At 60.2% G+C, this 25,780-nt stretch carries 21 protein-coding genes and 1 tRNA gene; 18 read left to right on the forward strand and 4 right to left on the reverse strand.

Features of this window, described 5'->3' with window-relative positions:
* The first annotated feature begins 6 nt into the window (after positions 1–6).
* The gene (gene nadC / locus NIM86_RS13530; RefSeq protein WP_253382894.1) at positions 7–849 is read left to right on the forward strand and encodes a carboxylating nicotinate-nucleotide diphosphorylase; all 843 of its coding nucleotides are present in this window, start codon (positions 7–9) and stop codon (positions 847–849) included.
* On the opposite strand, the gene NIM86_RS13535 is transcribed toward nadC, so the two are convergent.
* Positions 846–3,161, reverse strand: coding sequence for an FdhF/YdeP family oxidoreductase (locus NIM86_RS13535; RefSeq protein ID WP_253382896.1), 2,316 nt, complete (start codon positions 3,159–3,161; stop codon positions 846–848). The genes nadC and NIM86_RS13535 overlap by 4 nt on opposite strands.
* Positions 3,162–3,314: 153 nt before the next feature.
* Between NIM86_RS13535 and NIM86_RS13540 the strand changes: the two genes are divergently transcribed.
* Positions 3,315–4,064, forward strand: coding sequence for a sulfite exporter TauE/SafE family protein (locus tag NIM86_RS13540; RefSeq protein WP_253382898.1), 750 nt, complete (start codon positions 3,315–3,317; stop codon positions 4,062–4,064).
* Between the two features lie 93 nt (positions 4,065–4,157).
* Here the strand turns inward: NIM86_RS13540 and NIM86_RS13545 are convergent, their stop codons facing one another.
* A complete protein-coding gene (locus tag NIM86_RS13545; RefSeq protein WP_253382900.1) occupies positions 4,158–4,433 on the reverse strand; it encodes a DUF1153 domain-containing protein in 276 nt (91 codons plus the stop codon).
* A gap of 235 nt (positions 4,434–4,668) precedes the next feature.
* On the opposite strand from NIM86_RS13545, the gene mnmA reads away from it, so the two are divergent.
* Entirely contained in the window at positions 4,669–5,853 is a 1,185-nt protein-coding gene (mnmA, locus tag NIM86_RS13550; protein ID WP_253382972.1) for a tRNA 2-thiouridine(34) synthase MnmA, read from the forward strand.
* A 38-nt stretch (positions 5,854–5,891) separates the two neighbouring features.
* On the opposite strand, the gene NIM86_RS13555 is transcribed toward mnmA, so the two are convergent.
* Entirely contained in the window at positions 5,892–6,857 is a 966-nt protein-coding gene (locus NIM86_RS13555) for a Gfo/Idh/MocA family protein (RefSeq protein ID WP_253382902.1), read from the reverse strand.
* Between the two features lie 363 nt (positions 6,858–7,220).
* Here NIM86_RS13555 and NIM86_RS13560 point away from each other — a divergent pair.
* Positions 7,221–7,297: transfer RNA gene (locus tag NIM86_RS13560), tRNA-Met, on the forward strand.
* Between the two features lie 64 nt (positions 7,298–7,361).
* Here NIM86_RS13560 and NIM86_RS13565 read toward each other — a convergent pair.
* Entirely contained in the window at positions 7,362–7,814 is a 453-nt protein-coding gene (locus tag NIM86_RS13565) for a BLUF domain-containing protein (protein WP_253382904.1), read from the reverse strand.
* A gap of 150 nt (positions 7,815–7,964) precedes the next feature.
* Between NIM86_RS13565 and NIM86_RS13570 the strand changes: the two genes are divergently transcribed.
* From NIM86_RS13570 to NIM86_RS13635, 14 genes are all read left to right on the forward strand, one after another.
* Positions 7,965–8,816 (forward strand): IclR family transcriptional regulator, encoded by an 852-nt coding sequence (locus tag NIM86_RS13570; RefSeq protein WP_253382906.1) that lies wholly within the window; start codon positions 7,965–7,967, stop codon positions 8,814–8,816.
* A 33-nt stretch (positions 8,817–8,849) separates the two neighbouring features.
* On the forward strand, positions 8,850–10,013 hold the full coding sequence (locus NIM86_RS13575; protein WP_253382907.1) for a zinc-binding dehydrogenase: 1,164 nt from the start codon (positions 8,850–8,852) through the stop codon (positions 10,011–10,013).
* Between the two features lie 85 nt (positions 10,014–10,098).
* Positions 10,099–10,572: a RidA family protein gene (locus tag NIM86_RS13580; RefSeq protein WP_253382908.1), complete on the forward strand. Its 474-nt coding sequence runs from the start codon at positions 10,099–10,101 to the stop codon at positions 10,570–10,572.
* A 39-nt stretch (positions 10,573–10,611) separates the two neighbouring features.
* Complete coding sequence (locus NIM86_RS13585; RefSeq protein ID WP_253382909.1) at positions 10,612–11,529, forward strand: xanthine dehydrogenase family protein subunit M; 918 nt, start codon at positions 10,612–10,614, stop codon at positions 11,527–11,529.
* Positions 11,522–13,408 carry a molybdopterin cofactor-binding domain-containing protein gene (locus NIM86_RS13590; RefSeq protein WP_253382910.1) on the forward strand — a complete coding sequence of 629 codons (1,887 nt, stop codon included), beginning with the start codon at positions 11,522–11,524 and terminating at the stop codon, positions 13,406–13,408. Before NIM86_RS13585 ends, NIM86_RS13590 begins: the two co-directional genes overlap by 8 nt.
* The gene (locus NIM86_RS13595) at positions 13,405–14,412 is read left to right on the forward strand and encodes a xanthine dehydrogenase family protein molybdopterin-binding subunit (RefSeq protein ID WP_253382911.1); all 1,008 of its coding nucleotides are present in this window, start codon (positions 13,405–13,407) and stop codon (positions 14,410–14,412) included. Before NIM86_RS13590 ends, NIM86_RS13595 begins: the two co-directional genes overlap by 4 nt.
* A gap of 86 nt (positions 14,413–14,498) precedes the next feature.
* Positions 14,499–15,467, forward strand: coding sequence for a tripartite tricarboxylate transporter substrate binding protein (locus NIM86_RS13600; RefSeq protein WP_253382913.1), 969 nt, complete (start codon positions 14,499–14,501; stop codon positions 15,465–15,467).
* A gap of 63 nt (positions 15,468–15,530) precedes the next feature.
* Positions 15,531–16,031 carry a tripartite tricarboxylate transporter TctB family protein gene (locus NIM86_RS13605; RefSeq protein WP_253382914.1) on the forward strand — a complete coding sequence of 167 codons (501 nt, stop codon included), beginning with the start codon at positions 15,531–15,533 and terminating at the stop codon, positions 16,029–16,031.
* A gap of 3 nt (positions 16,032–16,034) precedes the next feature.
* Positions 16,035–17,546 (forward strand): tripartite tricarboxylate transporter permease, encoded by a 1,512-nt coding sequence (locus NIM86_RS13610; protein WP_253382915.1) that lies wholly within the window; start codon positions 16,035–16,037, stop codon positions 17,544–17,546.
* Positions 17,539–19,413, forward strand: a complete 1,875-nt coding sequence (locus tag NIM86_RS13615; RefSeq protein WP_253382916.1) for a thiamine pyrophosphate-binding protein — start codon at positions 17,539–17,541, stop codon at positions 19,411–19,413. The genes NIM86_RS13610 and NIM86_RS13615 overlap by 8 nt, the downstream gene beginning before the upstream one ends.
* A gap of 10 nt (positions 19,414–19,423) precedes the next feature.
* Entirely contained in the window at positions 19,424–20,872 is a 1,449-nt protein-coding gene (locus NIM86_RS13620; protein WP_253382917.1) for an NAD-dependent succinate-semialdehyde dehydrogenase, read from the forward strand.
* Positions 20,873–20,874: 2 nt separating this feature from the next.
* Positions 20,875–22,590: a dihydroxy-acid dehydratase gene (locus NIM86_RS13625; RefSeq protein ID WP_253382918.1), complete on the forward strand. Its 1,716-nt coding sequence runs from the start codon at positions 20,875–20,877 to the stop codon at positions 22,588–22,590.
* A 96-nt stretch (positions 22,591–22,686) separates the two neighbouring features.
* Entirely contained in the window at positions 22,687–24,261 is a 1,575-nt protein-coding gene (locus NIM86_RS13630) for a Re/Si-specific NAD(P)(+) transhydrogenase subunit alpha (RefSeq protein ID WP_253382919.1), read from the forward strand.
* A gap of 13 nt (positions 24,262–24,274) precedes the next feature.
* A complete protein-coding gene (locus tag NIM86_RS13635; RefSeq protein WP_253382920.1) occupies positions 24,275–25,717 on the forward strand; it encodes an NAD(P)(+) transhydrogenase (Re/Si-specific) subunit beta in 1,443 nt (480 codons plus the stop codon).
* Positions 25,718–25,780 lie beyond the last annotated feature (63 nt).

Below are 25,780 nucleotides of genomic sequence, written 5' to 3' on the forward strand. Positions count from 1 at the left end.
GCCGCGATGCGCGTTCCAGACCTTGTTCTTGAACCGATGGTTCGCAACGCGCTGCTGGAAGATATGGGCGCTTACGGCGATGCCACGACGCGCGCGGTCATCCCGTCCGGTACGCGCTGGCGCGCTGAGATGCGCGCACGAGAAGCGGGGCGCATCTCCGGCATGGCGATTGCCGCGCTGGCCTTTCGACTGGTCGATCCGCAACTTGTCGTGTCGGTGATTGTCGAGGATGGGCAGGCCTGCGAGGCTGGCGCCATCGTCATGGCGATCGAAGGCGAGGCTGCGTCCATACTCATGGGCGAGCGGGTGGCTTTGAACTTCGCCGGGCGGTTGAGTGGTATCGCGACCATGACCGGTGCATTCGTCGCCGAAGCGGCGGGGACATCCACGCGCATCACCTGTACGCGCAAGACGACGCCGGGCCTCCGAATTGCAGAGAAGCTGGCGGTGCTGCACGGCGGCGGCTTTAACCATCGCTATTCGCTGTCCGACGCGATCCTCATCAAGGACAATCACATCGCTGCGGCTGGCGGCGTTCGGGACGTGCTGCGGGCCGTAAAGGCAAGCTCCAGCCACATGATGGCGGTCGAGATCGAGGTCGATACACTCGATCAGCTTGCCGAGGTTTTGGAAGAGGGCGGGGCGCATAACGTCCTGCTCGACAATATGGATACGCCGATGTTGGCCGAAGCCGTTCGCATGGTGGATGGACAGATCAAAACGGAAGCATCCGGCAATATGAAGCTGGAACGGATTGCCGAAGTGGCTGCAACCGGCGTCGACTATATCTCCGTCGGCGCGCTGACCCACTCTGTCCGAACGCTCGATCTGGGCCTGGATTTCTCTTAGCTGCTGTCGCGCTCAAGCCGCACCGGGATCGATTTGCTGGCAGGGGTTTTCGATTTTTTATCGCCATGATCGAGCGCGATCAGGACGTTGCATTCGGGATAGTAGCCGGCAATCGTTCCACGCGGAATATCGTAAGCGGTGAGAGTCAGGCCGGCAAGGCGGCGATTGCCGCCATCGGGCGTGTCGTTGTCCGAGATCAGCGCCACGGTATCGCCTGTTTGCAGTCCCGCAGCCGCGATGTCCGCCTCGTTCATCAGCACAACGTCACGTGTGCCCTCGATGCCCCTGAAACGGTCCGAAAAACCATAGATCGTAGTATTGAACTGATCGTTGGAGCGGAGCGTGATCAGTATGTAGCGGCCTTCCTTCTCCTCAAAATTGCGCGAATGCAGACGGTCCGGCGTCGTGATGACCGCCTTGCCGCTTTCGGTCTCCCATATGCGCTCGCGGGCCGGGTTGCCGCGCCAGAACCCGCCTGGCTGAAAGAGCCGCCTGTTGTAGTCCTGAAAATCATCGGGATAGCAGGCTTCGATCAGGTCGCGGACCAAACCATAATCGGCGGTCCATTCGTCCCATTTCACGTTCGGATTGTCGGGCAGCGTCGCCTTGGCAAGGCCGGCAACGATGGCGAGTTCGCTCTTGAGGTGATCGGATGCGGGCGTGCGTTTGCCGAGCGAGCCGTTAATGCCGGAGAAGCTGTCTTCCACTGAAACGGCCTGATTGCCCGTCGCCTGCCGGTCGATCTCGGCGCGACCGAGGCAGGGCAATATCCATGCGCTCTTGCCGGGGAAGAGATGGCTGCGGTTCAGCTTGGTCGAGATCATCACGGTAAGGTCGAGATCGCTCCATGCCTTTTCGACGCGGTCGCTTTCGGGCAACGCACGGCAAAGATTGCCACCGAGGCTGACGATGGCTTTCACGTCGCCATCCATCGCCGCCTGCAGCGCTTCGGTCACGACATAGCCTTCTTCCATCGGCGGTTCGAAATCGAACAGTTCGCGCAAACGGTCGTTCGGGATCAGGCTCGGCTTCTCTGAAATGCCGACCGTCCTCTGGCCCTGCACGTTGGAGTGGCCGCGCACGGGGCAGCAGCCCGCGCCCTCCTTACCGATATTCCCACGCAGAAGAAGCAGGTTCACCAGCATGGCGATGTTGAGCGCGCCATGGCTGTGTTGCGTCAGTCCCATGCCGTAAACGCCGATCACGCGCTCAGACGAAATATAGATGTGGCCCGCTTCGCGTAGATCGCTTTCCGAAAGTCCGGACGCCTTCTCGATGTCTTCCCAGTCGGCGGCGCGGGCAAAGGCGATGAAATCGTCGAAGCCGGTGGTGTGCTCGTCGATGAAGGCCTGGTCGATGATCCGGCGGCCGCCACTCCTTTTTGCTTCGTCGTCCTTCTCAATCACATATTTGCAGAGACCGAGAATGGCCGCGACATCGCCGCCCGACTTAAGCTGATAGTAGCGGTCGGAGATCTTCGTTTCCGCGCCGGTTGCCATGTCGACGGGACTTTGCGGGTTGGTAAAAGAGACCAGCCCCTGTTCACGGATTGGATTGAAGGTGACGATCTTCGCGCCGCGCTTCTTTGCGGCGGTCAAGGGATGGAGGAAGCGTGGCGCATTTGTGCCGGGGTTCTGACCGAAGAAGAAAAATGCATCGGCCTTTTCCAGATCGTCCCAAATAACCGTGCCGACAGACGAGCCGATTACCTCCTTCAGGCCGACCGAAGTGGTCTCGTGGCACATGTTGGAGCTTTGCGGAAGATTGTTGTGGCCGTAGAGCCGAGCGTAAAGCCCGTACAGGAAGGATGCTTCCAGACCAGCATGGCCGGAGGCATAAAACACCGTCGATTTCGGATCGAGTACCTTGAGCCTGTCACCGATGGCGGTGAAAGCTTCCTCCCAGCTTGCGCGAACATAGGTGTCACGCGAAGCGTCGTAACGTATTGGCTCGGTGAGCCGGCCTGTCATTTCCAGATTGTGATCGGTCCAGCCGCGCAGTTCGGTCACGGTATGGGTTTCGAAGAATTCCGGCGTGCAGCGATCCTTCGTCAATTCCCAGATTGTCGCCTTCGCGCCATTCTCGCAGAATTCGAACGCATGATAATTTTCCGGCTTCGGCCAGGCGCACGAAACGCACATGGTGCCGCCTGGTTTGTTGAGTCGGCGTAGCGTATCGGCAACGCCGAATTCCGGATCGGCTTCTTCAGTGATTTCGGCGATACCGCGGATCGAGCCCCATCCACCTGCCGGGTCGCGACGGTCAGATTTTCTACCCGCTCCTGTGGTTCGCTCGGCTTTCTCGTTCGTCATCGGCCTCACCCATTGGACTTTGTCCTGAAGAGTGGGGTAGACGAACATTCGGGCAAGGAAACTTTCCGAACCGTAATAAGCGATTTTTCTAGCAGCTCCGATTCAGCGCCGGCCTTCGTCCGGTTGGGGGCTGCGCTTTCGAAATTTGATTTTATGATTACGCCAGAACTTCTCGTCCTCCTGCTCGCCGCGCTGATTGTCGGTCTGGCAAAAGGCGGGATCGCAGCAGCAGGTACGCTCGCCGTGCCGCTCGTGGCCTTTTTTATGGATCCGCTATCCGCCGCCGCCCTTCTACTTCCGATCTTCATCATTTCGGACGTTGTGGGAGTGTGGCTTTACCGACGCGAATGGGATGCATGGAATCTCAAAGTGCTCATTCCCGCCGGCTTCGTTGGCGTATTGACCGGCACACTTATCGAACCGCATGTGCCGGAAGCGATTTTCACGCTGGCGACCGGCCTTATCGGTCTGGGATATTGCGGCTGGGCCTGGCTGGAATCGCGCTCGGACTCACGCAAAGTTTCTCAGCCGTCCCTTTTCTGGGGAGGGTTTTGGGGTGTGTTGGTGGGACTGGCATCTTTTGTCAGCCACTCGGCGGCGCCGCCCTATCAGGCGTACGTCCTGCCGCAAAATCTGCCAAAAATGGTTTTTGCCGGCACAACGACGATCGTGTTCGCCGCGATCAATCTGGCCAAGCTGCCGGCCTACCTGTCCCTCGGCCTGATGAAGGCCGATGATATGGGATTGGTCGCGCTGCTGTGCGTTGCAGCCATAATCGGCACGTTTGGAGGTCGGTTACTGTCGCAATGGCTGAGCGAACGGACCTACCTGAGGGTGATCCAGATCATCCTGTTCGTTCTGTCCATGCAACTGACGTGGAGCGGGGCCGCCGCGCTTTTCTGATAGCGTTTCGACCAAGGCAACAGACCTTGTCGGCCGAGCGCCTCGTGTGGCGATCAGCGTGTGCGCAGCAGAAATCAGAAGGATGAAACCCGCCTAATGGCGGTATTGCTGTATTCGCGTTGTGCGCAGACCCGCCAAGCCGTATTCGTCGATCGAAGCCTGCCAGGACAGATACTCTTCCATCGAGAGGTGATAGCGGTGGCAGGCTTCCTCAAGCGAAAGCAACCCGCCTCGAACGGCGGCTACGACTTCAGCTTTTCGACGGATGACCCAGCGCCTTGTATTGGTGGGCGGAAGGTCGGCAATTGTCAAAGGGCTGCCATCGGGGCCGATGACATATTTCACACGTGGGCGAGCCAATTCGGTCATTGTACACTCTACACAAATTCAAGACCAATCCAGTGGAGAATAGGCGGTGGCTCTTAAGAACCGCCTAACCGGCCGATAAGCCTTTCTTTAGACTGGTAAACCGTAGAACTGTATTTTGGTAAGGATTGGCAGCGTGCAGGTGTGCCGGCGCGGGACGGCATTGGCGTTCTCGGTCGACTTGGCCTATATCGCCGTCAAACGATTGCCGATGGTGACAATGTTGGACGCCGCCACGATGAACAGCCTTGATCTGCCAAAGCCGCCAGAGGAGACACGCGTCGTCGTCGCCATGAGCGGCGGCGTCGATTCATCCGTGGTGGCCGGTCTTCTGGCATCCGAGGGCTATGACGTGATCGGCATCACGCTCCAGCTCTACGATCATGGCGAGGCGACCAAGCGCGCCGGCTCGTGCTGCGCCGGCCAGGACATCGACGATGCCCGGCGCGTGGCTGAGCATCTGGGCATTCCATACTATGTTCTGGATTATGAGCGCCGCTTTCAGGAAGCCGTGATCGACACTTTTGCTCACAGTTACGTATCTGGTGAAACGCCGGTGCCTTGCATTGCGTGCAACCAGACGGTCAAATTCGCCGACCTTCTTGCCACCGCAAAGGACCTCGGCGCCGATGCGCTGGCGACGGGGCATTATATTTCCAGCCGCCAGGCCGGCAAGCACCGGGCGCTGTACCGCCCGGTCGACGATAGCCGTGACCAGAGCTATTTTCTTTTCGCCACCACGCAGGAGCAGGTCGACTATCTGCGGTTTCCGCTTGGCGACCTACCGAAGTCCCGCGTGCGTGAAATGGCCGATGAGATGGGACTTGCCATCGCGGCCAAGCCCGACAGCCAGGACATCTGTTTCGTGCCGCAGGGCCGATATTCCGACATCATCGCCAAATTGCGTCCCGATGCCGCCGAGCCCGGTGAGATCGTGCACCTCGATGGACGTGTGCTCGGCCGCCATGAGGGAATCATAAATTACACCGTCGGCCAGCGTCGCGGTATCGGTGTTGCAACTGGCGAGCCGCTTTACGTCGTCGCGGTCGACGCCGAACGGGCGCGGCTGATTGTCGGCCCCGGCGATGCGCTGGAAACACGGCGTGTTTATCTGCGCGATATCAACTGGCTAGGCGATGCGCCGATCACGGAGATGGCGGGCTCCAAAGGCATGGAAGTCGTCGCGCGCATCCGTTCGTCGCGGCCGCCGAAGCCGGCGCGCCTTTTCGCAGACGATAACGGTGTCTATGTCGATCTACACGGCGAGGCGGGTGTCGCGCCGGGGCAGGCCTGTGTTCTCTATGAAGACGGTGGCCCGCGCGCTCGCGTGCTGGGCGGCGGGTTCATCCTGCGCGGCGAACGCAGCGCCGATGCGGAGGCTGCACTGACGCGGCTGTCTAACGGAACGGTCGCAGCGGAGTAGGTTGCCGGGCCTTACCGGCCGCAGACGGTGCTTACCTATCACCTATCCGTACGGTCGTGACGCACGGTGCCGGCCGTCAAAATCTTCAGCACATCGATTGCTTCGTTGCCATCGGCGCGCGGTGCGTTGCGTGTGCGGATGCAGTCGATGAAATGTTCCAGTTCGCGGGTGAGTGGCATGCCGGCCTCTATCGGAAGAAATTCAGGCTCCTCCTGCGTTGCCGCCCAGGCGCCATTGTCTTGCCAGAGCGTATGCCGATAAAGCGCGAGCTTGCGGTGCTGCGGTTCGACGTCGTCGAAGACCGCCATCGCTTTCGTGCCGACCACCGAGAGCCGACGCTCGCGATAGGGGTTCAGGCGCGATGCGAAGAGATGGCCCTTCAGACGGTCGGAAAAGCGCATATGCAGATGGGCGAAGTCCGAAAGGTGATCGAGCATGGCCGCGCCCTCGCCATGCACGTCGACCGGCGCCTTACCCGTCAGCGCCAGGATCATGGACAGATCATGCGGAGCAAGATCCCAGAGGGCATCGTTTTCGGTATGGAATTTACCCAACCCGACGCGATGGGAATGGATATAGCGCAGTTCGCCGAGCACACCGTCGTCGACCAGTTTCTTCAGACCTTCGAAAGCCGGATGAAAGCGCAGAACATGGCCGACCATAAAGATGCGCTTGGCGTCACTTGCCAGAGCGACCGTCGCTTCGGCATCGCTGACCGATAGCGCGATCGGCTTTTCCACCAGGACATCCTTACCGGTGCGGATTGCGGCCGTGGCGGTCTGTGCATGAAACTGCGGAGGCAGAGCCAGGACGAGCGCGTCCAGTTCATCGGACTCGACGGCCTGCTGCGGTGTCAGGCCCGGAACGTCATATTCGCTACCGAAGCCCTCCGCGCGCGGTCCATTAATGTCGGCGACCGCGGCAAGATAGCCGAGGGAGGCGAGGGTGCGGATGTGATTGCTGCCCCAATAGCCGCAGCCGATGACGCCTATGCGTGGATTCATACCGAAAGAAGATCCTCAAAATACGGGCCGGTTCTATTCGCTGCCCCATATTGGGGCAAGCGGCTGCCGCGTTTTGTCACCGATTGCGTTAATCGCGCTAAATAACTGAATGTCTTGGTTTTTGAATGAGATAAAGATTATTTGGTCACGGCATTTGACGCTCTGCCATAGGATGTGACCAGAGCATTCGATTATATTAGCAACGCCTATCTGCAACCGCGCCGTGAGCAGCGCCTGCAGGTGCGTACGATCTTTCGTCTGATCGGACTCCAGGTGCTTGACACTCGATGGGAGGCGCTTCTATATCCGCCGCACTTTGCGGCGCTGCGGTATGACCGACCGTGCAATTTTTCTGGCGCCCGGGGCGGAGTAGCTCAGTCGGTTAGAGCAGAGGAATCATAATCCTTGTGTCGGGGGTTCGAGTCCCTCCTCCGCTACCATCTCGTGACTCTCCGACGGCTCGCATTAGTTTGGCAGCAGTTTGTGCCGAGCCCTGCTAACGGGTCAGATGGGGTCCGAGTACCAGAACTCGCAAAGGAACGGCAGCGCCTTCGATACTTCGCTACGCAGGCAGCGGTCGAGAAACGCCGGCTCGGCCATATCGGCAAATTCCGGATGTGCGGCCAACGCCTCGGGCTTCACGTTGCGAAATGACATAGACCAGTCAGCAAATTTGCGGCTGTCCAATGGCCCCTGTTCCAGAACCACTTTTGTATGGTGCCGGGGATCGGCGAAAATGCGCGCTCGCAACCGCTCGATCTCGTCCGGTTCGCCTTCCAGAAGCTGCATGAAGCTTCCGCGGCGGTTGTCCCGTCCCTGAACAAAAAGCAAAGCGCCCGTAATATCATGGGCTGCGTTGTAGCTTCGGCTGTGCGTCAGAATTTCCGCCAGCCCGTCGTCGTCCAGACCCTCTTCCGCCTGGCTCACATAGATCAGATATCCAAGTGCCACAGTCATCTCCTCTGCCCTTGTAATCCCGCGATACCCCGCAAGCGGTATGCGGTCAATTCGCGTTATTTTCACATTATGAAATTGAATTTTATTATTTCCAAGTTAATTGACATTATGCCGATATAGTCTCAGTTTTCGTGTCGAGGAGAGCGCCTGATGAACGATAAAAATCAGACAGTAGCGGGGGGCACCGCAGGTCATGCGATGATGGTCGGGTCTCCCTGGTCTGATGGGCAGGAGGAGCGCGGCCGGACAATTCAGTCTGTCGAGCGGGCGCTTAGCCTGATCGAGATCATGGCTGCTGCGAACGAGCCGCTTGCGCTCAACGAGATCGCAGCGCGCGCACAGTTGAATGTGTCGACCTGCCACCATCTGATCGCTACGCTCGTCGGTCGCGGCTATGTACTGCACGCAGGTCGCAACCGGGGCTACATGCTGTCATCGCGGTTGAACGAATTGGTCGATATGAAATCGCAGGAGATCGACCTGTCCGATTTCGTCCGGCCCAAGCTGACAGCCCTTTCCGAGCAGCTGACGGAAAGCGTGCAACTCGCCGTTCTGCGCGGCACCAATCTGGTCACCCAGATGCGCATCGGTCAAAGCCAGTCCGTGCGCGAGGCGGACGAGCTGAAGAAAATGACTGCGCTACATGCGACAGCTACGGGCAAGGCGATCCTTGCCTGGCTGCCTGAGGCCGAGATGGTCCGTGTCATCTCTGAAAACGGCATGCCCGCCTATACGGATCGCACCATCACGTCGCTTTCGGGTCTGATGGAGGAACTCCGGCACGTTCGCCGCAACGGCTTTGCGATCGACGACCAGGAGATCGAAGAGGGCGTTGTCTGTTGCGGTTCGGCGCTTCGTGACGAGAAGGGCGCGGTCATTGCGTCGATCTCCGTCACATTCGCGTCGCGGAGAAATACCGAGGCCTACAGAACACACGTCATCCGGCAGGTCGTGCAATGCGCGCGGTCCCTGTCGGACCAATTGAAGGTGAGCCGGTCTTAACGGTCACCGCATATTCAGGAGGAGTTGAAAATCATGGCCATGAGCAAAGAGGTCAAGACACATCCGGATTATCCGGTGCCGGAGACGATGAAAGCCTGGGTGCTGGGTGATCCTGGCGAACTGACCTATGTCGACAAGCCGGTGCCGGTGCCGAAGAAGGCTGAAGTGCTCGTCCGCATCGATGCCGTGGCGATCTGCGCGACCGATCTTGAGATCATCCATCACGGTCCGCCGGCGATGATCGAAGGCGGTGAGCCGTTCAACAAGAACTTCACCCCTGGACACGAATATATGGGCACCGTGGTCGCGCTCGGACCGGGCGTCGATGAATACGAGATCGGCGAGCGCGTAACGGTCGAGATTCACGCCGGCTGCGGCCAGTGCAAGCGCTGCCGCCAAGGCATGTACACGTCGTGTCACAATTACGGAAAGAATTACGGCGACGTCGACAAGGGCCATCGCGCAAACGGTTTCACCACCGATGGCGGCTTCGGCGAATATCAGGTCAATAACATCAACACGCTGGTGCATGTCGACGACAGCATGAGCGATGAAGAAGCGACGCTGGTTGTCACCGCCGGTACGGCAATGTACGGCCTGACGGAACTGGGCGGGCTGGTTGCCGGAGAAAGCGTCGTGGTGACCGGGCCGGGTCCGATCGGACTGATGGGCGCGGCAGTCGCCAAGGCGCTTGGCGCTCAGCCGGTCATCCTCACCGGTACCCGTGACAACCGTCTTGAGATCGGCCGCAAGCTAGGCGCCGATCACGTGATCAATGTTCGCAACGAAGACGCTGTCGAGAAGGTTCGCGAATATACCGGCGGCAAAGGCGCAGACTATGTGGTCGAGTGCTCTGGCGCGCCGAATTCTATGAACGAAGCTGCTTTGATGCTCAATCGTGGCGGCAAGATCTGCCTGGCTGCCTTCCCTGGCACATCGCCAGAGATCGACGTGGCCTATCTGGTTCGCAACAACATCTACGTCTACGGCATCCGTGGCGAAGGCAAGACCGCGACCCACCGGGCCGAAGCCTTCATGCGGCAGAAGCGCTTCGATGCCGGGCTGATCCACACGCACACCTTCGATATGGCTGATCTGCCCGAAGCGCTGCGCTACGCCAAGGATCGCGTTGAGGACGCCATCAAGGTCGTCGTGCGCAACAAGCATGCCGCGCAGCAACGCGCTGCGGCTGAGTAGTCCTGCCGACATGCCGCGGCCGCCGACAGGCAGCCGCGGCAGTTTACCCAACTGAAATTTGCCATCCGGTGAACAGGAGCCGTCAATGATACGTCATCTCGCCATCTGCATCGCAGCCGGTATGCTTGCGACGTCAGCGATCGCAGCGGACGATGTTTCGCCCAATGGCGTGCGCACCCTGTCACCTGAAGGCGGCATTCAGCCGACTGCGACCTGGGCGCTCGGAACCCGCGCCGGCGACTTTGTCTATGTCGCCGGGATGCGAGGCATCGACGCCGCGACCAACGCACTTGTCGAAGGTGACGAAGCCCGCGTGCGTAAAGCGTTCGAAAATATGCAGCTGATCGCGAAATCCGAAGGGGCGAGCCTGCGCGATGCGGTGCGGCTGGTTGTCTACACTACCGACATGTACCGCTTCCGCCCCATTGTGAATGCGATCCAGAAAGAATTGTGGGGCGATGGTCCCTATCCACCGCGCACCATCGTCGAAGTCGATCGCCTGAATCAGGACGACATCGTTGAAATCGAGGGGACTTTCTACGCCCCTGAACAAGACTGACGGCCGGTCGCAATTCTCCGGGGAGGAGAGAAAAGCCATATGCTCACTTGTGACACATATCTCATGCCGACCACGCTGAAAGATGCGCTGCAGGTCTGGGCCGACGCGCCCGAAGGCAGCCGTCTGGTGGCCGGTGCAACCGATATTCTGCCCTGGGCGCGCGACGGGCGCGCCGGCGACGTCCATCTGCCCTGCATGGTCGACATAACACGTGTCAGCGAGTTGCAGGGCTATGAGGTGCAGGGCGACCGCGTGCGGCTGAACGCCAATATGGTCTTCCAGCAGTTTCTGGAAGATGAGACGCTTATCCGGCTGCTGCCGAATATGCCCTATTGCGCCGCCTGGTTCGCAGACGATCAAATTCGCCAGCAGGCGACGCTTGTCGGCAACATCGTCAACGCCTCGCCCGCCGGAGATGGCCTGCCGCCCGTTCTTACGCTGAATGGCGAGATAGAACTGGCCCGGCTGCAGGATGGCGCTGTCGTTACGCGCCGCCTTCCTGTCGCTGATTTCGTCACCGGACCCGGCCGCACCGAGCTCGATGCCGGAGAGATCGCCACTGCCGTCTATGTGGATGCGATGGAAGGGTATGGCGGGTCGTTCCAGAAAGTCGGAATGCGCCGCTCGCTCGTCATATCCGCAGTCTGCTGCGCAGCTCTGGTGCGAACCGACGCCAGCGGCAAGGTGTTCGAGGACATCCGTCTCTCAATAGGCGGCATCGGTCCGCGCCCCATCCGCCTTCACGACATCGAAGAGATGTTGCGCGGGCAGGAAATGACCCGCGAGCTGGTCGCTCAGGCCAGCCTGAAACCTGCTGAACTGGTCGCTTCGCGCAGCCGTGTGGAATACCGCCGCGCCGTGACCAGCGGCTTCGTCGAAGCCGCTATCGAGGACGCCCTGGTTGCGCTGGGCGCTCCGAAGCCGGAACCCGAACAGAGGGAGACGCTCAATGCCTGATCTCAACATCGACTTCACCGTAAACGGCCGAAAGGTGGCCCGTAAGGTCGACCCGTCGCGGCGACTTCTCGACCTGTTGCGCGATGATCTGACTCTGACCGGCACAAAGGAAGGCTGCGGCGCCGGCGAATGCGGCACATGTTCCGTTTTCGTCGACGGCAAGCTCGTCAAATCCTGCCTGATGCCGGCTGCCAAGGCGCAAGGCGCGGATATCGAAACCGTCGAGGGACTCGCCGCGCCGGGCGAACTGACGCCTGTGCAGCGCGCATTCCACAAGACGGGCGCAAGCCAATGCGGTTTTTGCATTCCCGGTATGGTCATGGCCGCTACATCGGCCCTGCGCGAAAATCCCAATGCCGGGATCGAAGAAATCAAGGAGCGCATGGGTGGCAATATCTGTCGCTGTACCGGCTACACCAAGATTTTCGAGGCAGTCGAAATCGCTCGCGATGTGATTGCCGGAAAGCTACCGCAGACGGCGCTGAACCAGGATGGGGCCGCCAGCAGTTTCATCGGTCACAACACCCGCCGGCTGGATGCACCATCCAAAGTGTCGGGCCGTCTCAAATATGCCGGTGATATGGACATGCAGGGCATGCTGCATATGCAGGTTCTGCGCTCACCCCATGCGCATGCGCGGATCGTGAAGATCGACACGTCGCGGGCCGAGGCGCTGCCGGGTGTACACTGCGTCATTACCAGCGAAGACGTGCCGGGAACCGATGGGTTCGGCGTTTTCGTGCACGACCAGCCAATCATGGCGCGCGGCAAGGTGCGTCATGTGGGCGAAGCGGTCGCTGCAGTGGCTGCCGATACGGTGCGTATCGCTCGTGAGGCCACCCGCCTCATCGAGGTCGAGTACGAAGAGCTGCCCGGTCTTTACGATCCCGAAGATGCCCTGAAAGAGGGCGCGCCGGTGATTCACGATTATGCGGCTGACAACGTCGTCAAGCATATTCCGGTTCGGAAAGGCGATATCGAAAAAGGCTTTGCCGAGGCCGATATTATCCTCACCGATGATTTCTCGACCCAGCAGGTCGAGCATGCCTATCTGGAGCCAGAAGCGGGCATCGCCTATGTCGATCACGACGATGTTGTGACGGTGATTTCGCCGAGCCAGAACATCACGCACCATCGGCATATGCTGTCGCACATCATCGACAAGCCCATCAACAAGGTGCGGTTTATCATGTCTCCTGTCGGCGGCGGTTTCGGCGGCAAGGAAGACATGATCTATCAGGGGATGCTGGCGCTGGCGGCGATGAAGACCCATCGCCCGATAAAGCTGGTCTTCACACGCGAAGAGTCCTTCATCGCTTCGGCAAAGAGGCATCCCTCTCGCACCCATTACAAAATGGGCCTGACCCGCGACGGCCGGATCACGGCCATCGAATTCTCGATGCTTTCGGACGGCGGCGCCTACGGCATGTCTTCGGAAGGGGTGATGCGCAAGGCAGCCATCCTGTCCTGCGGTCCGTACGAGATCCACAATCTCAAAGTCGATACCCGTGTGGTCTACACCAACAACACGCCGTCCGGCGCGTTCCGAACCTTCGGTGGAATGCAGGCGCAGTTCGCGACGGAATCGATGATGGATATGGCCGCTGAAAAGCTGGGGCTCGATCCATTTGAAATCCGGCGTCGCAATATGATGAAGGCCGGTTCGCTAACCCATACTCAGCAGAAGCTGAACTCGGCGTCGATCGGCACCGTGCTGGAAGCAGCAGAAAAGGCCTGCCGTTGGGAGTCTGGCGCACCCACCGTTCGCGGCGAAACCCGCGGTGACCTCGGTGGCCCGGATACCCGCCAGCCCTGCACCTTGGGCGCGCGCTTCGCGGAAGCCGCGACTCAGATCGAGAAAGCAAAGGTGGCATCATGAAACGCAAGCTCAAAGGCCGCGGCGTTGCCGCTTCCTGGTACGGGATCGCCCGCACTGCGACCATCGACCGTGCCGGCGCATGGGCCGAATTGGACGATGGCGGCACCGCAAAGGTCGTGACGGGCGTCACGGAAATCGGTGAAGGCATTCTGACGCTGCTCAGCCAGGTTGCCGCCGAAGAGCTGGGTGTGCGCCCTGAACAGGTCACCATTGGCGACAACGATACGGCGCGGTCGCCAGAGGCGGCTCACGCCGGCGCTACCCGCCAGACATATATGATCGGCAATTCGGTGGCGCTGGCCTGCCGCGAGGCGCGGTCCCGGCTATTCGATGAAATGTCCAAGGTATGGGATGTGCCGGTCGACGATCTGCGCAGTTTCGACGGGTTTCTCTGGGCCGAGAACACCAATAAGCGCATCACGATGGAAGAGGCGGTCGATACCTGCAAGAAGCGCGGCGTCGTGCCGGTCGGCTCGGGCAGCTTCACCGCTCACGGTACCGGTCTTGACCCCGTGGACGGCACCGGCAGCCCATGGCAGGCCTACGTGTTTGGCACACAGGTTGCCGAGGTTGAGGTCGACACCATCACCGGTGAAGTGCAGGTTCTTGGTATCTGGGCCGCGCACGATGTCGGGCGCGCGATCAACCCGCGCGGCGTGGAAGGTCAGATCGAGGGCGGCGTGGTGCAGGGCCTCGGCCAGGCCCTCATGGAAGATTACCAGACGCAGGATGGTCATGCCGTGACGCATGGCTTTGCCAAATACATTCTGCCGACATCGCTCGATGTGCCGCAAATCAATTCAATCGTCGTCGAAGATCCCGATCCGCTCAGCCCGCTGGGCGCGAAGGGTATCGGCGAACCCGCCCTGGTGCCGACAGCGCCGGCGGTGATGAACGCAATCTATGACGCTATCGGCGTCAGGATCCGCGACCTGCCCGCCACGCCCGAGAAGGTTCTGGCGGCCTTGCAGGAGAAGCGCAGGGAGGCGCAAACGGCCGCCTAAGAGCCGACCGACTCCGAAGCGAAAGGCACGGCCGCAGGAGGGCGGCCGTGCCATTGCACCGATCCGATCACCCTAGGGAGGAACACATGCTGAAAAGTCTTACACGTTTAACAACAGGGGTACTGGCAGCCGCAGCCATTGGGATGGCCGGCAGCGTTTCGGCTACCGCTGCCGATTTCCCGACGAAGCCGGTCGAAATGACCGTTCTGTTCGGGGGTACGGCGAATACCATTGCCCAGGTTCTGTCTGAACTCATGACGGACGAGTTGGGCAATCCCGTTGTGCCGGTCAGTCGCCCAGGCGGCGGTGGCGCGGTTGGCTATGCCTTCGTGCAGGGTTCACGGCCAGACGGCTACAACATTGTTTGGAATTCGAACTCTATCAATACGTCCCATCACACCGGCAAGATTCCGTTCGACTACACTGCGTTCGAGCCCGTCGCCCAGGTGTCGGTCGAGACGCCGGCTTTGGCCGTTTCCAGCGACAAGGGATGGGAATCGCTTTCTGACATGGCCGAAGCGGTGAAGGCTATGGACGGCACGCTGAAGGTCGGTATTTCCGGCAAAGGCTCGTTCACGCACCTGACATCGGCGGCGCTGTTCGACTGGATGGGGATCGGCGATAAGGTCAGCTACATCTCCTATGGCGATGGCAAGGCTCCGGTCGAGCTTCTGGCGGGGCGTATCGACGCCGCGATTCAGTGGCCCGGACAGTTCAAGTCCTATGTCGATACCAACAAGATCTCTGTTCTGGCCGTTACCGGCAATGAGCGTGTCGATATTCTTCCGGACGTGCCCACCGCTTCCGAACAGGGCGTCGATATCAACATCACCATGTGGCGTGGGCTTGCCGTACCGAAAGGCACACCCAAGGAAGTGATCGCCAAGCTCGAAAGCGCGGCCAAAGCAGCCACCGAGAGTGAGAAGTTCAAAGAAGCGTCGGTCAATCTCGGCTTTACGCCCGCCTATCTCGATGCGTCCGCCTTCGGTGATCGTATCGCCAAGGACGACGGCTTTTACCAAGAGCTTCTGACCTCGCTCGGCATGACGAACTGAGGACTTGTTCGCGGCGGCGACATCGATGCGCCGCCGCGAATTGCCGGCCCAGGGAGATCATGAATGACTGAACATCGCAGCGCCGTCGCGACAGGCGCGATCCTGACACTTATTGCCGTCGCGTGGTGTGCCTACGTTTGGAACACGATCCCTCCCGGAGCGGGTGGCGCAGATGTCGGACCGCGCGCCTTCCCTCTACTTCTAGGGGCGATCCTCGGCGTGCTGGCTGCAGGCTATGCCGTCGCAAACGCGCTGGCCGCCAAGCGTTCACCGAACACGGTTTCGGCGACTGAGCCAAAGGACACCTCGTCCCATGGCAAAGAGTTTCCGATGATGGTTCTGACCTTCCTTTTGCTGGTCATATACGGCTTCGCCATGCCTCGTATCGGTTTTGTTCTTGCGACAGCCCTTACGGTTTTTCTCGGCGTTGTCGTGGTTGTGCGCAGCCGTTCGCTACCGCTCATCATTCTGATGCCGCTTGGCGTCACTTTCGGCTGCTGGCTTGTCTTCGGCAAAATCATGGACATTCCACTCGCCGTCGGCAGATGGATTTCACTGGGCTAGATCATGGACAGTTTTTACCAAGCCCTGCAGCTATCGTTCAGCGTATCGGCCATAGGCGCGGTCGGTCTCGGTACGCTGATCGGGCTTATATTCGGAGCGATCCCCGGCCTTACCTTCACTGTGGCGCTCGCGCTGGCGCTGCCGATCACCTTCGGTATGGATGCCGTCGCTGCGACCGGTCTTCTTCTCGGCACCTATATTGGCGGCATGACCGGTGGCTCCGTCTCAGCGATTTTGCTCGGTATACCCGGCACGCCGTCATCAGCCGCGACTGTTCTGGATGGCTATCCGCTGACCCGTCAGGGTCGGGCTTCAATCGCCCTCGGCACGGCGGTAATCGTTTCCACCATGGGCGGACTTTTCTCGCTGGTGGTGATGATGGTCTCCGTCAATATCGTCAGCCAGATCGCAATCAAATTCGGTCCCGCCGAGATTTTCGCTCTCGTCCTGTTCGGCATGTCCACCATTTGTGGTCTCTCCGGTAAAAGCATGATCAAGGGTCTGATCGCCGGTGCGCTGGGTCTGATGGTCATGACAATCGGTATCGACCAGATCGATGGCGTCAACCGAATGACATTCGGCTCGGTCAACATGCTCCAGGGCGTCAATCTTCTGGTGGCGATGATCGGCCTGTTCGCAGTACCGTTCATTATCGATGCATTCGCCCGCTACGCCCGTGGCGACAAGACGCTGAACCTCACCGGATCGCTCAAGGCTGAGCTACCCTCCTTCGGGATATTGAAAGCAAACTCATGGTTGATCGCGCGCTGCTCGGCGATTGGTACTGCAATCGGTGCCATTCCCGGGACAGGCGGGGCTATCGCGGCATTTCTCGCCTATGACCATGCGCGGCGTTTTTCGGGCAATCCCGATCGGTTCGGCAATGGTTCCATCGAGGGCGTTATCGCGCCGGAAACCGCCAATAACGCCGTGACCGGCGGCACGCTGATCCCACTGCTTTCGCTTGGTATTCCAGGCGATCCCGCCACGGCCATCGTTCTTGCAGGGCTAATGGTGCACGGCATCATTCCCGGCCCGGCGATGTTCATGAACTCCGCTGTCGAGGTCTACGGGATCTATATCGAAGTCGTGCTGGCTTATCTGTTCGTTCTGGCCTTGCAATTGCTGGGTATCCGCCTGTTCGTTTACGTATTGAGGGTTCCGCAACACCTGCTCGCACTGGTCATTCTGGTTCTCTGCGTGGTCGGTTCCTACTCGGTGCGCAACTCGGTCTTCGACATTTACACCATGGCTGTGATTGGCGTGATGGCCTGGGGGCTGATCCGTCTGGGCATTCCGATAACGCCGGTCATCCTCGGCATGGTTCTGGGTCCGACGCTGGAAAACGAATTCCGCACCGCCATGGCGCTGTCGGATGGAGACTGGGACATTTTCTACACTTCACCCGTGGCGCTGGCCTTCTTCGGCTTCGCTGCCCTGATTGTCGTGCTGCAATCGCTCAGCGGTATACGGCTTCGGCGAAACGCAAAACTGGCAGAAAAAAGCAATGCTTGATCAACGAACATCTTCGCATTCGGACCCTGAAACCGCGATCCGCAATCGTGCGCGGAGCGTGGCGAAGGGTGGAGTGGCCGCTTTGGAGACAGAGGGGCAGATTCAATCGCTGACATTGTCCGAAGGTCTGGTGCTGGGGCTTCTGAAACAGGGCGTTCGCACATGGTTTGCGATTTTCGGTCATGGCTCGACCGACCTCGGCGAAGTGCTGCGGGTCTATTGCGATGAAGATGTCGTGAAAGTCATCAATTGTCGCAATGAGGTCGAGATGGCGCATGCGGCCACCGCTCATGCCTGGGTCTATGGTGAGACGCCAGCGGTCGTCACATCGATCGGGCCGGGCGGGTTGCAGGCGATGGCGGGTTCGCTCGCCGCCGCTTCGAACGGCGTGGGCGTCTATCATATCTACGGCGACGAGACGACGCGCGGCGAAGGCTACAACATGCAGCAGGTGCCCAAGACGGAGCAGGGCATCTTCGGCCGGATGACCGCGCTGATGGGCCAGTCCTATGTGCTGCACACTCCGGGCGCGCTACGCGAATGCATGCGGCGTGGCACGGCTTGCGTACACCACCCCTACCGCGCCGGTCCGTTCTTCATTCTGCTGCCGATCAATACGCAGCCGGAGATGACCGAGGTCAATCTTTCGACGCTGCCGGACCGGCTACAGGCGCCCCCGACGGCGCCTGCCGAAGAAACGCCTTATCGGCAGGCCGCCGAATTGCTGTCGTCGCATAAGAAGGTGGTTATCAAGGCTGGCGGCGGGTGCCGCGGTCACGCAGACGCGGTACGCCGGCTGGCTCAGCATCTCGGCGCGCCGGTCGTGCTTTCGCCGGGGTCCACCGGCGTGCTCGCCGACGCCGATCCGTTGAATATGCATGTGGGTGGATCAAAGGGTTCAATCAGCGGGAACTTCGCAATGGAAGAGGCCGAACTAGCGATTTTCATCGGGTCGCGTGCGGTCTGCCAGGCCGACTGTTCCGGCACCGGCTGGCCTGCCGCGCAAGCCGTCATCAACATCAACGGCGATCTGGACGACGCGGCGCATTACGCCAACACGCAGATGCTGACCGGCGACATCACCGCCGTGATCGACAAATTGCTACCCTTGACAGTTCCTTGCGATAGCGAGGCGTTTGTTGCTGCCTGCGCGGACAAGAAAAAAGAATGGCAAGCGTTCAAGGCCGAGCGTTTTGCCCATCCACCGGTCAAGGATCGGGTCTGGCAGCGTCCGGTGCTGACCCAGCCAGCCGCCATTCATACCGTCGCGACCTTCGCCGACAGCATCGGCGCGGTGAAATTTTTCGACGCCGGCGACGTGCAGGCCAACGGTTTTCAGGTGGTCGAGGACGACGCGCCGGGACAGACCTTCACGGAGACCGGGGCCTCTTATATGGGCTTTGCCACGTCGGCCTTGCTTGGTGCGGCCGGGGCGCGCGATCCGCGTTATGGTATTGCCTTTACCGGCGACGGCTCCTTCATGATGAACCCGCAAGTCCTGATAGACGCGGTCGAGCACGGCGTGTGCGGTATGATCGCTTTGTTCGACAATCGCAGGATGGCGGCCATCACCGGTCTTCAACTCGCACAATATGGTCGCGAGTTCCGAACGAATGACGGTGTCGCGGTCGACTATGTCGCGCTGGCGGGCGCCGTCAGTGGTGTGCAGGCGCTGCACGGCGGATATTCGACGGAAGAATTGCGCGCGGCGCTGGCCGAGGCTCATGCCCATAAGGGGCTGAGCCTGGTTCACATCCCTGTTTATGGCAGCCATGACGACTTCGCCGGAATGGGCGCGTATGGCAGCTGGAATGTCGGCAATTGGGTCGATGACGTGCAGCGCGATTGGCTGCATCAGAACGTCTGAGAGAAAATCCATGTATCACGATCTTAATCTTTACATCGCCGGCACTTGGCGGGCCGCTTCGGACGGCGCAACGCGGAATGTTACCGATCCGGCGACGGAAGAGACGCTGGGTACCATCGCGGCAGCGACGGAGAAAGATGTCGATGACGCGCTGGCCGCAGCCGAAGCGGGCTTTGCCCAATGGCGGCGCACCGGCACATGGGAGCGGGGCGCAAAGCTGCGCCGGGTGGCCGAACTGATCCGTGAGCGCGTCGACACGATTGCCACGCTCATGAGCCTGGAGACAGGAAAGCCGTTCGCCGAGTCCAAGGGTGAGACGGCAGCGGCAGCCGACCAGTTTGAATGGTATGCTGAGGAAACCAAGCGCATTTACGGCCAGATCATCGAAGGCCGCTCGCCGGAGAGCCGGTTGCAGGTGATCTATCAGCCGGTCGGCGTCGTGGCCGCCTTTTCGGCTTGGAACTTCCCGGCACTGTTACCGGCGCGCAAGATCGCCGCCGCCCTCGGCGCTGGCTGCGCCATTATCATCAAACCGGCAGGAGAGGCCCCCGCCTCATGCGCAGCGCTGGTCGAGGCTTGCCACGACGCCGGTATTCCCGAAGGCGCGGTGAACTATCTGACCGGTCAGTCGTCGATGATCGCCGAGCGGCTCATCCATTCGCCGATCGTGCGGAAGGTTTCCGTCACCGGCTCTGTCCCCGTCGGCAAGGAAATTCTTCATCTTGCCGCGGACGGGGTCAAGAAAGTGTCGATGGAACTCGGCGGTCACGGTCCGGTGCTGGTGTTCGGCGATGTCGATGCCGAGGCGGCCGCCGAAACCTGTGCCCGAACCAAGTTTCGCAATTGCGGACAGGTCTGCATTTCGCCGACCCGCTTCTATGTCCACGAAAGCAAATATGACGCTTTCGCCAACCGTTTTGCCGAGGTGGCCAAGTCGCTGAAGCTCGGCAACGGCATGGATGCCGAAACGCAGATGGGTCCGATGGCCAATCGCCGCGGTCTGGATACCATCGAAACCATGGTCAAGGACGCCGTCGATCGCGGTGCCGAGGTGCTCGCAGGCGGGGCTCGCCCTACCGATCTGAACGCCGGTTTCTTCTTTCAGCCGACCGTGCTTGGACGGGTGCCTGACGATGCGATGGTCATGGTGGAGGAACCTTTCGGACCGATTGCGCCGATCACCGCCTTTTCCGACTATGACGAAGTGATCGCACGCGCAAACGCCTTGCCATTCGGTCTGGCCGGATATGTCTTTACCGAGTCCATGTCACTCGCGACACGCGCCTATGAGGATCTCGAGGTCGGTATGGTCGGGGTCAACGAGATGCTTCTCGCCACGGCTGAAGCGCCATTTGGCGGCGTCAAGGAGAGCGGCATGGGTCGCGAGGGCGGTTCCTTGGGCATCCACGACTATCTCGATCCCAAATATGTGCGCATCAAACTGTCGGCGAAGGAATGACGATGAGCAAGGACGATGCTCAGGGACTGGCGCGGGGCCTGACCAATTACGGTGACCGGGATTTCTCGATCTATTTGCGGCGATCTTTCGCCTCATCGATGGGATATTCGTCAGAGGTGTTGAAAAAGCCGATTGTCGGCATCGCCAATTCCTTCTCGGGTTTCAACAATTGCCACCGCCATTTCCCTGAGATGGTCGAACATGTGAAGCGCGGCGTCTTACTCGGTGGCGGTTTGCCAATCGAGTTTCCGACGATTTCGCTGGGCGAGGTCTTTCTGTCTCCGACCTCGCTGAAGTTCCGCAACCTGATGGCGATGGACACCGAGGAGATGATCCGCGCTCAGCCGATGGATGCTGTGGTCCTGATGGGCGGATGCGACAAGACTGTGCCCGCGCAACTTATGGGAGCCGCATCGGCTGATCTGCCTGCCGTGCAATTGGTGGCAGGTCCGATGATGACCTCCCGATATGGCGAAGAGCGTCTCGGCGCCTGTACCGATTGCCGACGCTTTTGGGGCAAATACCGCGCCGGCGAGATTTCCGGCGACGAGATCGGTGATGTCGAGGGCCGTCTTGCCACCACCTCCGGAACGTGTGCGGTCATGGGAACGGCCTCTACCATGGCGTGCATTGCCGAAACGCTGGGCATGTCCTTGCCTGGCACCGCTGCGATTCCGGCGGTCCATGCCGACCGACTGCGTGCGGCGGAAGCGTCCGGCCTTGCTGCGGCGCGTATGATCGCCAATCCGATCCGTCCGAGCCAGGTCATCACGGCGAAATCTGTCGAGAACGCAATCCGCGTTCTACTTGCGCTGGGCGGATCGACCAATGCAATCATCCATCTGACGGCAGTGGCCGGACGGTTGGGCATCCCCGTCTCACTGAAGCGGCTGAACGAACTTTCGGATGAAACACCGGTGCTGGTGAACCTTAAGCCGGTTGGCCAGAACTACATGGAGGATTTCTTCTTCGCCGGTGGCGTTGGGGCGGTCCTTCGTGAACTCAAGCCGCTTCTGCATCTCGACACGATCTCTGTCACGGGCGAGACGCTGGGGGACAGGCTTGAGGAGGATCCCGGCTACGTCGATCGCAGGGTGATCGCCTCTGCCGACAAGCCGCTCGAACCGCAAGGCGGACTGGTCGCGCTGTTCGGCAATCTAGCCGAGCGCGGAGCAATCCTCAAACGGTCGGCTGCGGACGCTTCGCTGTTCGAGACCGAGGGACGCGCCGTGGTGTTCTCATCACTGGAAGACATGGCTGCCCGGGTTGACGATCCCGACCTCGACATCGCCGCGGACGATATCATGGTCCTTCAGAATGCGGGACCGCGATCTGCTTCTGGAATGCCTGAAGCGGGCTATCTGCCGATTCCACGGAAATTGTCTTCCAAGGGCGTGAAAGACATGATCCGTATCTCGGATGCCCGCATGTCCGGTACTGCTTTTGGCACCATCGTCCTGCATGTGGCGCCAGAGGCGTCGATTGGCGGGACTTTGGCGCTGGTGCGCACCGGAGACCGCATTCGCCTTTCGGTAAAAGACAAGCGGATCGAACTTCTTGTCGACGAGGACGAGCTTGACCGGCGACGGGCTGATTGGGTATCGGAACTAGTCCCGCCCGAACGGCGCCGTGGCTATGATCGGCTCTATGCTGCCGAGGTGCTGCAGGCTGACGAGGGCTGCGACTTCGCGTTCTTACAGCCGGTGGACGAGAACTGAGCGCCGTCGGGCGCACCGCTCCAGGCTCGGCCCGTAAATGACAGCAAGAAACAGCAACACCGGGGAAAATCACCCCTTGATACGGAGGAGACGACCGTGAAGATCGGAACCCCGACCGAGACATTCTCGGGCGAAAACCGCGTCGCGATGACGCCTGACTCAGCGACCCAATTGCAGAAGCTCGGCCATGAATGTCTCGTTCAAAGTGGAGCGGGCATGGCTGCCGGCCTGACCGATGACGCTTATCGCGCGGCGGGCGTGACAGTTGTCGACAGTGCCGATGCGTTGTGGAGCCAAGCCGATGTCATCGCCAAGGTGCGACCGCCCTCTGATGAAGAGATCGCGCGGCTGACGCCGGAAAAGACGCTTATCTCGTTCTTCTATCCCGGATCGAATGAGGCGCTGCTTGAAGCGTCGAAGAGCACGGGCGCAAACGTCATCGCGATGGATATGGTGCCGCGCATCAGCCGTGCGCAGAAGATGGATGCGCTTTCTTCCATGGCGAATATTGCCGGCTATCGCGCGGTCATCGAGGCGGGCAATAATTTCGGCCGCTTCTTCACCGGCCAGGTCACGGCTGCCGGCAAGGTGCCGCCTGCCAAGGTGCTGGTCGTTGGCGCAGGTGTCGCAGGCCTTGCGGCCATCGGTACGGCGACATCTCTTGGCGCCATTACCTACGCATTCGATGTTCGGCCCGAAGTTGCCGAGCAGATCGAGTCGATGGGCGCCGAGTTCGTCTATCTCGATTTCGAGGAGCAGGCGCAGGACGGCGCGGCGACCGGCGGTTACGCCGCCCCGTCGAGCCCGGAATTCCGCGAAAAGCAGCTTGAGAAGTTCCGCGAACTGGCGCCGGAAATGGACATCGTCATCACCACGGCACTGATCCCCGGCCGCGACGCTCCGGTGTTGTGGACGAAGGATATGGTCGAGGCGATGAAGCCCGGCTCGGTGATCGTCGATCTGGCGGCCGAGCGCGGCGGCAATTGCGAATTGACCGTGCCCGATCAAAAGATCGTTAGCGATAATGGTGTGACCATTGTCGGCTATACCGATTTTCCGAGCCGGATGGCGACACAGTCCTCGACGCTATACGCGACGAATATCCGCCACATGATGACGGATCTGACGCCGGAAAAAGACGGCAATATTTTCCATAATATGGAAGACGACGTGATCCGCGGTGCGACCGTGGCACATGCGGGCGAGATCACGTTCCCGCCGCCTCCGCCAAAGGTGAAGGCAATCGCCGCTCAAAAACCGAGGGAAAAGCCGAGGGAACTGACGCCAGAGGAGCGGCGTGCGGAGGAGGTCGCCCTTTTCAAGGCGCAAACCCGCCAGCAGGTGACGCTTCTGGCAGCCGGCGGCGCACTTGTGCTGATCGCGGGACTGTTCGCTCCGGCAAGCTTCCTGCAGCACTTTATCGTGTTCGTACTGGCCTGCTTCGTCGGGTTTCAGGTCATCTGGGGCGTGGCCCATTCGCTGCATACGCCTCTGATGGCGGTCACGAACGCCATTTCGTCGATCATCATTCTCGGCGCATTGCTGCAAATCGGCTCCGGTTCAGTTCTTGTGGTGGTGCTGGCGGCTCTTTCCGTCTTCATGGCGGGTATCAACATTTTCGGTGGCTTCATGGTCACCCGGCGCATGCTCGCCATGTTCCAGAAATCGTAAGGAGGGGCGAAGCATGGAATACGGGTTCACGATAGCCGCTTATGTGGTCGCGGCTGTTCTGTTCATTCTTTCGCTAGGCGGCCTTTCGGGTCAGGAAAGCGCCAAACGCGCGGTATGGTATGGCATTGTCGGCATGGCGCTGGCGGTCTTCGCCACGCTGATCGGTCCTGGCGCAGGAAACTGGCTGATTTCGGTTATTCTCATTGCCGCAGGCGGTATCATTGGCTGGTATGTGGCCAACCGTGTGCAGATGACGGGTATGCCGCAACTCGTGGCCGCGATGCACTCGCTGGTCGGCCTCGCCGCCGTCTTCATCGGTCTGAACGCAGAGATCGAGATGGTGCGGGTCGCCGCCTTGCAAGCCGCGGGCGACGTGGCTGCGCTCGATGCGCTCAAAGGCTTCGCGCTGAAAGTGGCGGAGAAGACCCCGGCCGAGATCAATATTCTCAAGGTCGAAGTCTTTCTCGGTGTCTTCATCGGTGCGGTGACTTTCACCGGCTCGGTTATCGCTTACGGCAAGCTGGCCGGCAAAGTCGACAGCAAGGCCAAGAAACTGCCGGGCGGCCATATTCTCAATGCCGGCGCGGTGATCCTGTCGGTCGTTCTGCTCTTCATGTATCTGGCCGGCGCCGGCAGCTGGACGCTGCTTGTGATGGCGGCTCTCGCCTTCTTCATCGGCTATCATCTGATCATGGGCATCGGCGGCGCCGATATGCCCGTCGTGGTATCCATGCTGAACAGCTATTCGGGCTGGGCGGCGGCGGCCATCGGCTTTTCGCTATCCAACGATCTGCTGATCGTGGTCGGCGCGCTGGTCGGTTCGTCGGGTGCGATCCTGTCCTACATCATGTGTAAGGCGATGAACCGGAGCTTCGTCTCCGTCATCCTTGGAGGCTTCGGCAACACCACCGGTCCTGCCATGGAAGTCGAGGGCGAGCAGGTCGCTATCGATGCCGATGGCGTAGCGAACGTCCTCAACGAAGCGGACAGCGTCATTATCGTGCCGGGCTATGGCATGGCTGTCGCACAGGCTCAGCAAGCGGTCTCGGAACTGACGCGCAAGCTACGCGGCGCAGGCAAGGAGGTGCGTTTCGCCATTCACCCCGTCGCAGGTAGGCTACCGGGGCACATGAACGTGCTTCTGGCCGAGGCGAAGGTGCCTTACGACATCGTCCTGGAAATGGACGAGATCAACGAGGACTTCTCCGATACCGATGTTGTGATCGTCATTGGCTCCAACGATATCGTCAATCCGGCGGCGCAGGAGGATCCCAATTCGCCCATCGCCGGCATGCCGGTTCTGGAGGTTTGGAAAGCCAAGCATGTCATCGTTTCCAAGCGCGGGCAGGGGACCGGCTATTCCGGTATTGAAAATCCGCTCTTCTACAAGGAAAACACGCGCATGTTCTATGGCGATGCCAAGAACTCCGTCGATAGTCTCCTGCCGCTCATTTAACGTCGGCGCCGTTTAACGGCTATAAAAGAAAAGCCAAACGGGCTGCGTGGCATTAGATGTCGC

Source organism: Notoacmeibacter sp. MSK16QG-6 (genome assembly GCF_024158145.1).
Classification (GTDB): Bacteria; Pseudomonadota; Alphaproteobacteria; order Rhizobiales; family Rhizobiaceae; genus Notoacmeibacter.

What these genes read in the sequence shown, in the direction of transcription:
- NIM86_RS13535 (WP_253382896.1), bottom strand. Translation starts at nt 3,161, where the DNA reads ATGACGAACGAGAAAGCCGAGCGAACCACAGGAGCGGGTAGAAAATCT.
- mnmA (WP_253382972.1), top strand. Translation starts at nt 4,669, where the DNA reads ATGAACAGCCTTGATCTGCCAAAGCCGCCAGAGGAGACACGCGTCGTC.
- NIM86_RS13600 (WP_253382913.1), top strand. Translation starts at nt 14,499, where the DNA reads ATGCTGAAAAGTCTTACACGTTTAACAACAGGGGTACTGGCAGCCGCA.
- NIM86_RS13615 (WP_253382916.1), top strand. Translation starts at nt 17,539, where the DNA reads ATGCTTGATCAACGAACATCTTCGCATTCGGACCCTGAAACCGCGATC.
- NIM86_RS13610 (WP_253382915.1), top strand. Translation starts at nt 16,035, where the DNA reads ATGGACAGTTTTTACCAAGCCCTGCAGCTATCGTTCAGCGTATCGGCC.
- NIM86_RS13625 (WP_253382918.1), top strand. Translation starts at nt 20,875, where the DNA reads ATGAGCAAGGACGATGCTCAGGGACTGGCGCGGGGCCTGACCAATTAC.
- NIM86_RS13590 (WP_253382910.1), top strand. Translation starts at nt 11,522, where the DNA reads ATGCCTGATCTCAACATCGACTTCACCGTAAACGGCCGAAAGGTGGCC.
- NIM86_RS13565 (WP_253382904.1), bottom strand. Translation starts at nt 7,814, where the DNA reads ATGACTGTGGCACTTGGATATCTGATCTATGTGAGCCAGGCGGAAGAG.
- NIM86_RS13620 (WP_253382917.1), top strand. Translation starts at nt 19,424, where the DNA reads ATGTATCACGATCTTAATCTTTACATCGCCGGCACTTGGCGGGCCGCT.
- NIM86_RS13540 (WP_253382898.1), top strand. Translation starts at nt 3,315, where the DNA reads ATGATTACGCCAGAACTTCTCGTCCTCCTGCTCGCCGCGCTGATTGTC.
- NIM86_RS13555 (WP_253382902.1), bottom strand. Translation starts at nt 6,857, where the DNA reads ATGAATCCACGCATAGGCGTCATCGGCTGCGGCTATTGGGGCAGCAAT.
- NIM86_RS13635 (WP_253382920.1), top strand. Translation starts at nt 24,275, where the DNA reads ATGGAATACGGGTTCACGATAGCCGCTTATGTGGTCGCGGCTGTTCTG.
- NIM86_RS13575 (WP_253382907.1), top strand. Translation starts at nt 8,850, where the DNA reads ATGGCCATGAGCAAAGAGGTCAAGACACATCCGGATTATCCGGTGCCG.
- NIM86_RS13585 (WP_253382909.1), top strand. Translation starts at nt 10,612, where the DNA reads ATGCTCACTTGTGACACATATCTCATGCCGACCACGCTGAAAGATGCG.
- NIM86_RS13570 (WP_253382906.1), top strand. Translation starts at nt 7,965, where the DNA reads ATGAACGATAAAAATCAGACAGTAGCGGGGGGCACCGCAGGTCATGCG.
- NIM86_RS13605 (WP_253382914.1), top strand. Translation starts at nt 15,531, where the DNA reads ATGACTGAACATCGCAGCGCCGTCGCGACAGGCGCGATCCTGACACTT.
- NIM86_RS13595 (WP_253382911.1), top strand. Translation starts at nt 13,405, where the DNA reads ATGAAACGCAAGCTCAAAGGCCGCGGCGTTGCCGCTTCCTGGTACGGG.
- NIM86_RS13545 (WP_253382900.1), bottom strand. Translation starts at nt 4,433, where the DNA reads ATGACCGAATTGGCTCGCCCACGTGTGAAATATGTCATCGGCCCCGAT.
- nadC (WP_253382894.1), top strand. Translation starts at nt 7, where the DNA reads ATGCGCGTTCCAGACCTTGTTCTTGAACCGATGGTTCGCAACGCGCTG.
- NIM86_RS13580 (WP_253382908.1), top strand. Translation starts at nt 10,099, where the DNA reads ATGATACGTCATCTCGCCATCTGCATCGCAGCCGGTATGCTTGCGACG.